The organism is Actinoplanes sp. NPDC051861 (assembly GCF_040681145.1).
Lineage (GTDB): Bacteria > Actinomycetota > Actinomycetes > Mycobacteriales > Micromonosporaceae > Actinoplanes.
In genome coordinates, this window is sequence record NZ_JBFAYE010000015.1 from 210001 (window position 1) to 221572 (window position 11572).

An 11572-nucleotide genomic window follows, 5' to 3' on the forward strand; every position below is an offset into this window, starting at 1 on the left:
AGACTTGCATGAATGTGCAGCACAAAGGCCGGGTCGCCCAGCTGGCGGCCCGGTTGGTGGTGAAAAGCGGCGTCAGGCCCGCCGGTTGGCGGCCATCGTCTCGACGCCGGCGACCAGGAGGTCGATGGAGAAGGCGTAGTAGTGCTCGACGTCCGGCTCGTCGCGGTAGGAGGCGGCGAACTCGACCATCAGCGGGAAGCGGTCGGACGCCATCGACTCGAGGTGCAGGCGTTTCTGCCGCAGCCACTCGGCTGCCTGCTCAGGCGGCACGGTGGGCGGGCACCCCGGCTGGCCGCTGACCATCCCGATGCACCCGTTCAGCAGGTGCATCGCGACCCAGTAGCCCTCCTCGACGGTGAAACCCGCGTCGCTCAGCAGGGCGAGCGTGTCGTTGGTCGCCCGGTTGAAGCTCTCGGTCTGGGTCTTGTCGACGGCGTGCAACAGGGTCGGCAGCGACGGGTGGTCGCGCAGCACGCCGGCCACGGTCTCGATCACCGTGCGTAGCCGCTTCTGCCACGGGTCGCCGGTGCCCGGCTCGGCGCGGACGCCGGAAAGCGCGTGGTCGACCATGCCGAGCAGCAGCTCGTCCTTGTTCTTGAAGTGCCAGTAGAGGGCCATCGGTGTGACGCCCTGCTCCTTGGCGAGGCGACGGATGGTGACCGCCTCGAGGCCTTCCGCGTCGGCGAGGCGGAGCGCGCACTCGGCCACCGTCGCCTTGGTGAGTCTGTCCTGCGTCACTTGACAACCATACAACGTACAGGTCTCATGTACGAGGTACATGTACAACGTACAAGTACGGCGTACAGGGAGATGTGGGGGCCATGGCAGAGAATCGGCGCTGGTGGGCGCTCGTAGCGGTAGCGCTCGGGACGTTCATGACGTATCTGGACAACAACGTAGTAAATGTGGCTTTGCCCAGCATTCAACGAGATCTCGGGCTGGACATCGCCGGCCTGGAATGGATCACGAGCGCGTACATCCTGGTCTTCGCCGGTCTGCTGCTGGCCGGTGGCCGCATCGCGGACGTGCTCGGCACCCGGCTCGCGTTCCTTTCCGGCCTGGTGGTGTTCACGGTGGCTTCGGTGGCCGCGGGCCTCGCCGACAGCCAGGGACTGCTGATCGGTGCGCGTGCGGTGCAGGGCATCGGCGCGGCTCTGCTGGCGCCCGCCTCGCTGGCGCTGCTGCAGGAGCTGTTCCCGGATCCCAGGGAGCGCGGCACCGCGATCGGCGTCTGGGGTGGCGTGGGCGCGCTGGCGCTGGCCGTCGGGCCGTTCACCGGCGGGGTGCTCAGCGAGCACGTCTCCTGGGGCTGGATCTTCCTGATCAACCTGCCGATCGGCGTGGTGACCCTCGCGCTGACCTGGTGGAGTGTGCCCGCCGCGCACGACGCCGGCAAGCAGCGCGCCGGCCTGTTCCGGCGTCTCGACCCGGCCGGGCTCGTCGCGTCCTCGCTGGCGCTGTTCGCCCTGACGTTCGCGCTGATCGAGGGCGACTCGGAGGGCTGGTCCTCGCCGCTGATCCTCGGCTCGTTCGCGGTGTCGGCGGTGGCGGCCGTGGCCTTCGTGGTGGTGCAGAGCCGCAACGCCGACTCCATGGTGGATCTGAAGTTCTTCCGCTCGCGGATGTTCACCGGCGGGCTGCTGGCCATGGGCCTGTGGGCGTTCGGCGTCTTCGGGATCTACTTCTACATGGCCATCTACCTGCAGAACGTGCTCGGGTTCTCGCCGACCGGCGCGGGTGCGGCGTTCATCCCGATGGCGATCATCACGGCGGTCGGTGCGGTTCTCGCACCGAGGCTGGAGCTGCGCTTCGGCGTGGCCCGGGTGACCGCTTTCGGTCTGGCGGTGATGGCCGCGGCGATCGGCGGCATCGCACAGTACGGCGAGGGCACCTCGTACGCCGACCTGCTGCCCTGGTTCGCGCTCTACGGTGTCGGCGGGGGCCTGCTCATCCCGCTCAGCACCGTGGTGGTCGACGCGCTGCCGCCCGGCCGGGCCGGTATCGCGTCCGGGATGCTCAACGTCTCGCGCGAGGTGTTCGGCCTGCTCGGCGTGACCGTGCTCGGCGCCATCCTGACCAACCGGGCGAACGCCGCCGAGGGCTCCGAACTGCACCGCTACCTGGAGGGCTACCAGTTCTCGCTGGTGATCGCGGCGGTCCTGGTGGCCATCGGGGTCCCGGTCAGCCTGTACATGCTGCGCCGGTCGCGGGCTGAGGCTCCGGCCGAGCGAGTGCTCGAAGCGGTTTGACCCTACTGTGGTGCGGTGAGCGCACCGTCGTGCCCTGTCCGTAGCCGGCTCTACCAGAGCGGGCGGGTGATCGCGGAGGACTTCGCGGCGGCCGAGACGGCCCAGCGGCTCCGCGATCACCCGGACGCGGTGGTCTGGCTCGACCTCTTCGACCCGGACCTGACCGACCTCGAGGCGGTGGCCGAGGAGTTCGGGCTGCACCCGCTGGCCGTCGAGGACGCCGTCGAGGTGCATCAGCGGCCCAAGCTCGACAGGTACGCCGACCATCTGTTCCTCAACGTCTACGCCGTCGAGTTCCACGGTGGCGACCTCAGTGGCAAGACTGAGATCAGCGCTTTCATCACCAAAAGAGCGCTTATCACCGTACGAAAATCGGCTCTTGCCTTTGATCTTGAAAAGCTGCTGAAGCGGTGGGACGCGGACGCGGATCTCGCGGCACTCGGTGGCGTCAACTTCCTGGTGTACGGGCTGCTGGACGTCGTGGTGGACAGCCAGTACGCGACCGCGCGGCAGATCGACGAGGCGATGGACGCGACCGAGGACCAGATGCTCGGGGAGGGTGGTGCGCCGCGTGCGGTCCGGCTCTACGCGTTCACGCTGCGCAAGGCGCTCGCGGCGCTGCGCCGGGCGGTCGCGCCGATGGCCGACGTGGTCGATCAGGTGAACAGGGCCGAGATCGAGCTGGTCAACGACCATCTGCGGCCGTATTACCGGGACGTCGAGGACCATGCACACCGTGCGCTCGACCTGCTCGAGCACGCCTACACGCGGATCAACGACCTGCTCGACGCGGACTTCACCGAGCAGAGCAACGTGCTCAACCAGGTCACCCGCAAACTCGCGGCCTGGGCGGCGATCATCGCGGTGCCGACGGCGCTGACCGGGTACTTCGGGCAGAACCTGCCCTATCCGGGGTACGAGAGCTGGTGGGGGTACGTCCTGAGCAGCTCGATGATCGCGGTGTCGGCGGTGGGTCTCTACGTGTTCCTGAAACGCCGCGGCTGGCTGTGACGCGGACCCCACATGAGCTCGGAAATCGCGTAACCTCGCCCGAAACCGGGGGAGGGGAAAATGTTCGCGCTCGTCTTCGGCGCTGTGCGGACACGGGCCGCGCAGGTGCTCACGATTCTGCTGCTCACCGCGTTGGCGGCAGCCGTGGCCGCGGCCGGGCCCTGGTACGCGTTCGCCGCCGTCGGTGACGCCGCCTCGGCGTACCTCGAGGTGGCACCGGGCACCCAGCGCAGGGTGTCGGTGGAGAGCCGGATCGACATCAAGGGCGATCCGGACAGCGAGCTGGAACGGTTCACCGACCGGGTGGTGTCCGGGCTGCCGGCGGGCCTCGGCGACGGGTTCACCGGCATGGCGAAACCGGTCAGCGTGCGGACCGGGCCGGCGAGCACGAACATGCCGGTGGCGTACCGGGACGGGTTCTGCGAGCACGCCCGGCTGACCGGGAGCTGCCCCTCCGCGCGTGGTGAGATCGCGATCAGCCACGAGACGGCTCAGCGGCTCGGGGTAGAGGCCGGCGGCACGCTGTCGATCCTCACCTCCACGTCCAGCGGCCCGCTGCTGCTCAAGGTGGTGGCGCTCTACACCCTCGCCGACCCGGCCGGGACCTACTGGAACAACCGGCTGTTCCGGGGCGAGGCCACCCTGGACCCGGCGTTCACCCCGGTCGGCACGTTCGTGCACCGGGAGCTGTGGACGCCGACGATGGCGTACGACGTGGTGGTGCCGGACTCGATGCTGCGCGGCGACGGCGGTTTCGACTACGCCGCCGAGATCGACGCGGCGGATCTGCGGCTCGGCCAGGCTCAGCTGCGGATGGGCACCCAGTCCCGGCCGCTGTACCAGGCCATCACCCGCGACCGGTACACGATCCTGACCGGCGTGCTGACCGCCGGCGTGCAGATGCTGATCCTCACCCTGTTCGCCGTCGGGCTGGCCGGCTGGTTCACGCTGCGCGAGCGGCGGGCCGACGCCGCACTGCTCAAGCTGCGCGGGGTGAGCCGGTTCGGCATGCTGCGGCTGGCCTGGGGACAGCATCTGGTGCCGCTGCTGCTCGGCGTGCTGATCGGCGCGCCGGTCGGCTATCTGCTGGCCCGCGGTCTCGCCGGTCCCGTCGCCGTCGCACCCGACCGCGAGGCCGCGGTCCTGTTCTGCGCCGGCGCCGTGGCAGCCGTGCTGTTCGGCGGCCTGGCCGTGCTCGCGGCGGTCGAGGCCGCCGTGCTCGGCCGGCCGGTGTCAGCCCTGCTCACCCGATCCGGCTCCGCGCGCGGCGCGTTGCGCCCGGCGATGGTGGACGTGCTCCTGCTGGCCGTCGCGGCCGCCGCCGTCTATCAGGCCCGCACCACCGGCACCGGGTACGGCCTCGGCCCGGCCGCCCCCGCGCTGGTCGCGCTCGCCGTCGGCCTGCTCGCCGCCCGCATGCTGAGCCGGGTGGCCGCCCGGGCCGGTGGCGTGGCGCTGCGCTCCGGGCGGCTGCGCGCCGGGCTGACCGCCCTGCGCATCTCCCGCTCGCCCGGCACCGACCGGGTTTTCACGCTGGTCGTGGTCGCGGTCGCGCTGTTCGTCACGGCCGCCGGCGGCTGGCAGGCGGAACGCGAGTCCCGCGACGCCCGCAGCGTCGCCGACCTCGGCGCCGAGCGGGTCCTGAGCGTCGAGGCGATCAACCGCACCGCGCTGCTGAACGCGGTGCGCGCCGTGGACCCGGACGGCCGGGAGGCGATGGCGGCGGTCTGGAACCGCGGCGGTGAGCGCGAGGTCCTCGAGGTGGACACCGCGCGGCTCGCCGCGGTGACCAGGTGGCGGCCCGAGTACGGCCCGGCCGCCGACCTGCCGGACGCCGTCGCCGCGGCCACCCGGCCGGCGATACCGCTGGTCACCGGCGACCGGCTCACCCTGCACGCCCGGCGCGACGGCCCGCCGGTGGCGCTGCGCCTGCACCTCCAGCACGAGGGCACCGGGCTGCCGGTGACCGCGGCGTTCGGCGCGCTGCCGGCCGGCGAGAAAACGGTGACCGTGCCCGTCTCAGGCTGCACCGCCGCGCCGGGCTGCCGGGTCGTGCGCTGGGAACTGACCACGGCACCGGACGAGGACGGCCGGGTCGACCCGCCGCCGCCCGGCGCCGCGGTCACCGTGATCGGTCTCGGACAGGGAGGCTCGGACACCGGGGTCCTCGACGCCGCGGTGCTCGGCGACATCGGCCGCTGGCGGTCCGCGACCGTGGGTGCGGGTCTGGACATCGTGGCCGCCGACGGGTCGCTGCGGCTGGCCGGTGATCCCAACGCCACCGGGTCGCTGCGGCTGGGCGTTGAGGCGTGGACCTCCGACGCGCTGCCACTGCCGGCTCTGCTGGCCGGTCCCGCTCCGCCGGAGTGGCTGGACACCGAACCCCTACTTCAGGCGTACGGCGAACCGGCGCCCCTGCGGATCGTGAACCGGGTCGCCGCGCTGCCGGTCCTCGGCCGGGACGGTCTGATGATCGACCTCGACGCGGCCCGCCGGTTCGCGGCCGAGTCCGACCCCGGTGGGGAGTACCAGGTGTGGCTCGCACCCGGCGCGCGCTCCACGATCGTCGACGACCTGAACGCCGCCGGGCTGATCGTGACCGGTGACGCCACGGCCGCCGGCTACGCCGCCCGGCTCGGCGCGCAGGCACCGGCCGTGGTCGTCCAGTTCGCGCTGGTCGCCGGGATCGCGGCGCTGCTGCTCGCGGCGGCCATGCTGGCGGTCGCGGTCACCGCTGACCGCCGGACGCTGACCGAGCAACTCGCGGCGCTCCGCGAGCAGGGCCTGACCCACCGGGTGGCGGCCGGTACCGCGTACGCCGGAACCGTCAGCCTGGTCCTGGCCGGCCTGACCGGGGGTGTCCTGGCCGGGCTGCTCGCCGTGGCGGTCACCGGCTGGACCGTGCCGCGCTTCACCGACGGCTGGTCCGTGCTCGCCCGGCCCGCGCCGCTCGACGCCGGCATGGTCGCCCTCGCGACGCTCGGCGCCCTGATCGTGCTCGGTGTTGCCGCGTGGCTGTCCCTGTCCCCGCTGGTCCGCCGCCTGCGCGCGGACCGTGACGGCACCGTCCGGGAGCGTGGCTGATGATCTCCCTGGTCCTGGCGATGGTCTGGACGCGGCGCGGCCAGGCACTCACCCTCGCGCTGCTGGCCATGCTGGCGGTCTCCTCCGCGGTCGCCGCGCCGGCCTTCCTGATCGCCGCCGAGCGCGCGGTCGCCGACGGCCAGATCGCCACCGCCACCACCAGCGAGCTGAGCCTGTCCGCCCGGCGCAGCCACGACGTCAAGCAGGACGCGCCCGGCACCGTCACCGACGTCAAGTTCCCGGACGTCGGCCAGGTGCTGCTGAACCTCGACGGCTTCACGTACTACCACTCCGCCGAGGTGGCCACGGTCGGCCTGGAGCTGGCCGACACGTACCCGAGCAGGCTCGTCTTCCGCCAGGAGCTCTGCGGTCACGTGCGGATCCTGACCGGCCGCTGCGTGGCGGCCGAGGGCGACGTGCTGCTGGGCGAGAAGACCGCGGAGCGGCTCGGGCTGTCGGCCGGCGACCCGATCGTGCTGCGGGCGGCCCGGCAGAACGAGGCCACCCGCCCGATCACCTGGCGCCCGGACGCGCCGCCGAAGACGCTCACCGTGGCCGGCACCTACCGGCCGATCGACCCGACGGGGGCCTACTGGGGGCTGCAGGGCTACTTCCTCGCCGGCCCCGACATCGGTCCCGGCGAGCCGGTCTTCACCAACGAGGCCACGCTCAACACGATGACCCGGACCATCACCGTGATGGGCATCGACGGCGTCGCCCAGTCCGGCACGCTGGACATCGACCGGCTGGGCGAGCTGCGGTCGGATCTGGACGAGCTCACCCGGACCGCGAGCCAGCTGCAGGACGCGCTGATCTTCGACAGCGGCATCCCCCGGCTGCTGGACCGCATCGACCAGGGCCGCGAGGTGGCCCGGCTGCTGGTCCCGGTCCTGGCCGTGCCGCTGGTGCTGCTCGCGTGCTTCACCATCTACCTGACCGTGGGCTACGGCGCGCAGGGCCGGCAGAGCGAGCTCGCCGTGGTCGCCCTGCGCGGCTCGCGCTGGTGGACCCGCTGGTGGCTGGCGACCGGTGAGAGTCTCACCGCCGTCCTGGCCGGCGCGCTCGTCGGCTGCCTGACCGGGCAGCTGCTCGTGAACCTGTTCGCCGCGATCCTGTTCCCGGGCGTCGGCACCGACCCAGCGGTCACCTCCCTGGAGTACGCGCCGGTCGCCGCGGTCGCCGCCCTGGTCGCTGCGGTGGCGGCCCAGCGGCGGCAGCTGGTGAGCCCGGTCGCCGCGCTGCTGCGCCGCAGCCCCGCCGCGGACCGCCGCCGGTTCACCGCCACCGAGGCGGTAGTGGTGCTGCTGGCCGTGGTCACCGGCGCCCAGTTCGCCCTCTCCGACGGCGCGCTCACCGGCATCAGCCTGTTCGCACCCGCGCTGATCATCCTGGCCCTCGCCATGCTCGCCGCCCGCGCGCTGCTCCCGCTGGTCAACCGGTACGCCGGACGCGCGCTCAACCGGGGACGACTCGGTGTCGCGCTCGCCGGCATCCAGCTGTCCCGCCGCCCCGGCGCGGGCCAGCTGTTCGCGCTCCTGGTGGCGTCCGCCGCCGTCGCCGGCTACGCGACCAGTGCCGTGGACACCGCCGCCGGTGGCCGTACCGTCGAGGCGTACCTCGGCACCGGCGCCGATCGGGTCCTCACCGTCCAGCCGGTGACCCGTCAGCGGCTGCTCGACGGCGTACGCCTCGCCGACCCGGACGGGAGGTTCGCGATGGCCGTCGCCCTGCTGCCCGGCGGCGGAACCGGCGCCGGTGCGGGCCTCGCCGTCGACTCCGAGCGGCTGGGCGCGGTCGCCGCCTGGCCCGCCGGCGCACCCGATCCGGCCGAACTCGGCCGCCGCCTGCACCCGGAGGCGCCCGGCCCGGTCACGTTCGGCTCGGCGGACATCGCCGTCGACGTGACCACCACCGGGCGGAACCTGCGGCTCGCGGTGTCGCTGTCGTCCTCCGCCGGGCTCGGCGACGCGATCGTGGAGCTCGGCGAGCTGAGTGCGGGCGCGCGGACGTACCGGGACGAGGTGCCGATGTGCGAGGACGGCTGCCGGCTCAACGCGATCCGGATCTCCGGCGTGGGCACCGCCAGGGCGATCCGGGGCCAGGTCCTGATCCGCGGCCTCACGACCGCCGCGCCGGCACCGCTCACCGACGCGGCCCGGTGGCGCGGATCCGAGGAGGTGCGTCTCTCGGCCGCGCCGGACGGGCTCCGCGCGGACGTCGAGGTCTCCGCGAGCCAGGCCGAGATCGGCTGGATCCAGCCGGTCAGTGCGCCACTGCCACTGCCTATCGCGTACGCGGGGAAGCGCTCCTCCTCCCAGGTCATCAACGATCTGAGCTTCGACCCGGTCCCGGTCACCTCGGTCGCCACCCTGCCCGCCGTCCCGGCGCTGGGCCGGCAGGCGATCCTGGTCGACCTGGAGTACGCGGACCGGTACGCCGTGGACGTCAAACCCCTGTCGGAGCCGCAGGTCTGGCTCGGACCGGACGCACCGGCCGACGTGCTCGAACGGCTCCAGGAGCAGGGCCTGCGGGTCGTCTCGGACGTCTCCGCCGGGCAGGTCCGGGCGAACCTCGACAAGCAGGGCCCGGCGGTCGCCCTCTGGTTCTACCTGCTCAGCGGCGTGCTCGCGGGACTGCTCGGCGCGGGTGCGCTCGCGCTGACGGTGGCGGTGGACCGGATGCGGCGTACCGAGGACCTCACGGCGCTGCGCAACCAGGGTCTGCGGTCGCGCCCGACGACCACGGCCACCCTCTGGACCTATCCCGTGCTGGTCGGCATCGCGACGGCGGTCGGCCTGCTGGTGGCGATGGTGGCGTGGTGGCTGACCGGGTGGGGACTGCCGCTGGCCGGCCTCGAACCACCCGACCTGCCGCTGCCGTCGTGGCCGAGCCCGGTCGCGGTGCTGGCGGCCGGCGGCGCGGTGCTCGTGGTCCAGCTGGTCGTCGCGGTGCTCGGCGGGCGTGACCTGCGGCGACGGGTCGAGAGTTCGTTGAACCGCGCGGACAGTGGGACGCGGCCCCCGGTGAGGGAGCTGGAGACGGTGGGCGGAAGGGGACGTCGATGATCACGCTTACGGTCGAGGGGGCGGATTTCGGGTACGGCGAGGGCGCCCCGGTACTCAGTGGAGTCACCGTGGCGGCCCGCCCGGGTGAGCTGCTGGCGGTGACCGGCACGTCCGGCGCGGGCAAGACCACGCTGCTCAACGCGATGGCAGGGTTGCTGCCGCCCCGGGACGGCGAGGTGGCGGTCGACGGCGCTGTGCTCTCGGGCCGGGACCAGGCGGTCAAGCTCGGCGTGGTGCTGATCCCGCAGGACAACGGCCTCGCCGCGATCCTCACGGCGGCGGAGAACATCTCCGTGGCGGTGATCGCGACGGGTGGCTCCCCGGCGGACGCCCGCCGGCGGACCGCGGAGGCCCTCGAGTCCCTCGGACTGTCCGGCCAGGCCAACCAGCTGATCGACGAACTCTCCGGCGGGCAGCAGCAGCGGACGGCCATCGCCCGTGGCCTCGCTCTGCAGGGGGCGGTGCTGCTGGCGGACGAGGTCACCAGCGAGCTGGACGCGGCGAACCGGCAGCGTGTCCTGGAACTGCTGCGGGCCGAGGCTTCACGGGGTGTCGCGGTGGTGCTGGCCACCCACGACCCGGAGGCGGCGGCTGTCTGCGACCGGGAGTTGCACCTGGTCGACGGCGCGGCGACGTGGGCGCGGCCCTGACACGGTCGTACAGCTCGCGCATGGCGGGCTACCGGCGGGTGCTCGAGGCCCGGTCGCCGGAAACGCCGGTGGAGCGTTTGCGGGAGCTGTCCGGTGACGCCGTCCGTCCGGTGCGGTTGTGGGTGGCGCGCAACCCGCGGACGCCGGCGGACGCGCTCGACCGCCTGCTAGCGGATGCCGACAGTTGGGTCCAGTGGAACGCCCTGCTGAATGTGGGCGCTCCGGGCGCGGCCCTGGAACGCCTGGCCGCCGAGGAGCAGGCGCAGTTCGACGACCGGGTGTTCCATCACCGCAGCCTCGTCGCCCACCATCCGAACGCGCCCGACGACCTCCGGCGCCGTCTCCTGGAGCAGGGCGCGTGCGGCTGCCCGGACTGGTGTGGCGGCCGAACATCGTTCGGCCGGGTGATGTAGCTCAGCTCGGCGCTCGGCCGTACCGTCAATCAGAGGCCCCCGCACCGTTCTCGAGAGGAAGGAGCACATCGATGTACAAACATGGGAAGCGGCTCGCCGGAACGGGACTCACCGCGGCGGCACTGGTCCTGCTGGTCGCCTCGCCGGCGGTGGCCAGCCCGCTGTTCTGCGGCGCGGGACGCGGCCTCACCGCGCAGAACGCCGTCCAGGGAGCGCTCGACGACGCCCAGAACTCCGCACAGTCGGAAGGCTTCTACGGCGCGTGCACCCTGTCCGGCGAACCGCAGATCTTCGAGGTGTTCGACGACCCCTACTTCGGACACATCTTCCGAGCCCAGGTAAACGTCACCTGCCTACCGTGACGTCCACCTGGTTGATTCAAGTCCCGATGGGGCCGCAGGTGCATCGATGGCTGCAATGCGCGGCGACGAGAACTTCGATGCGCTGAACTCCACCGACCTCCAGGCACAGAATTTTGCGCGTGCGCCGTTCCGCTGCGGGATTCGGCTTGCTGTGGCTGTGGTCGCAGGTCTTGGCGATGACAGCCACAGGGCGCCCGGTGGAGGGCCAGGGAGGGGGACCGGACCATATTGCGTATCCCGCAGTTGCCGAATGGCCGCTGTGTTGCACTCAGCGTGTGCTGTTGAGGCGCTGAGCAGCGAGAGCGGGCCGCCTTCGCTCGCTGACGTGCCGGCGGCCCGAGGCCGGCGCTCCACGTCGCCCTGTCGCTCCTCGGTGTCGATCGGCTCCACACGCTTGGCTCGCGATGGCGCGGAGGATGCGGCGGAAGCGCTGGCCCTGTCCGGTTGCCTGTCTGCCGGGGCAGGTCGCGCCCGGCTGCGGCATCGTGGTGCTGCGCGGTCGTTGAGCGCCGTGAACAGGTTGCCCCGGCTGGCCAGATCAGTGGTGGGAGAGGCTCGGCAACGTCATGCAGGCCCGCCTCTGCGCACGCACGGGAACAGCCCCGCAACCGGCACAACTTTCGCGCATGACGCCGGACAAGACCCCAATGCCGCGTAGCTTAAGTTGATCTTGCGGGTTGTGGGAAGGCGTGCAGGCGGATCATGGCTGGTGTCTGGTGGCGGATGCTGGCGGGTTCG

Annotated in this window: 8 protein-coding genes; 7 read left to right on the plus strand and 1 reads right to left on the minus strand. The window is 72.3% G+C overall.

The annotated features are described in order from the left end of the window. Positions 1-72: 72 nt before the first annotated feature. A complete protein-coding gene (locus AB0M02_RS32115; protein WP_364233670.1) occupies positions 73-738 on the minus strand; it encodes a TetR family transcriptional regulator in 666 nt (221 codons plus the stop codon). Positions 739-821: 83 nt separating this feature from the next. Here AB0M02_RS32115 and AB0M02_RS32120 point away from each other — a divergent pair, with 83 nt between their 5' ends. The 7 genes from AB0M02_RS32120 to AB0M02_RS32150 all read left to right on the plus strand — a co-directional run bounded on the left by AB0M02_RS32120 (position 822) and on the right by AB0M02_RS32150 (position 10834). Next, complete coding sequence (locus AB0M02_RS32120) at positions 822-2249, plus strand: MFS transporter (RefSeq protein WP_364233673.1); 1428 nt, start codon at positions 822-824, stop codon at positions 2247-2249. Positions 2250-2264: 15 nt separating this feature from the next. Next, entirely contained in the window at positions 2265-3260 is a 996-nt protein-coding gene (locus tag AB0M02_RS32125) for a magnesium transporter CorA family protein (protein WP_364233675.1), read from the plus strand. 60 nt (positions 3261-3320) lie between these two features. Further along, the gene (locus AB0M02_RS32130; protein WP_364233677.1) at positions 3321-6344 is read left to right on the plus strand and encodes an FtsX-like permease family protein; all 3024 of its coding nucleotides are present in this window, start codon (positions 3321-3323) and stop codon (positions 6342-6344) included. Beyond that, a complete protein-coding gene (locus AB0M02_RS32135; protein ID WP_364233678.1) occupies positions 6344-9409 on the plus strand; it encodes an FtsX-like permease family protein in 3066 nt (1021 codons plus the stop codon). The genes AB0M02_RS32130 and AB0M02_RS32135 overlap by 1 nt, the downstream gene beginning before the upstream one ends. Continuing rightward, entirely contained in the window at positions 9406-10059 is a 654-nt protein-coding gene (locus AB0M02_RS32140; protein ID WP_364233679.1) for an ATP-binding cassette domain-containing protein, read from the plus strand. Before AB0M02_RS32135 ends, AB0M02_RS32140 begins: the two co-directional genes overlap by 4 nt. A gap of 20 nt (positions 10060-10079) precedes the next feature. Beyond that, complete coding sequence (locus AB0M02_RS32145; protein WP_364233682.1) at positions 10080-10472, plus strand: hypothetical protein; 393 nt, start codon at positions 10080-10082, stop codon at positions 10470-10472. Between the two features lie 71 nt (positions 10473-10543). Continuing rightward, positions 10544-10834, plus strand: coding sequence for a hypothetical protein (locus AB0M02_RS32150; protein WP_364233684.1), 291 nt, complete (start codon positions 10544-10546; stop codon positions 10832-10834). The last annotated feature ends 738 nt before the right edge of the window (positions 10835-11572 follow it).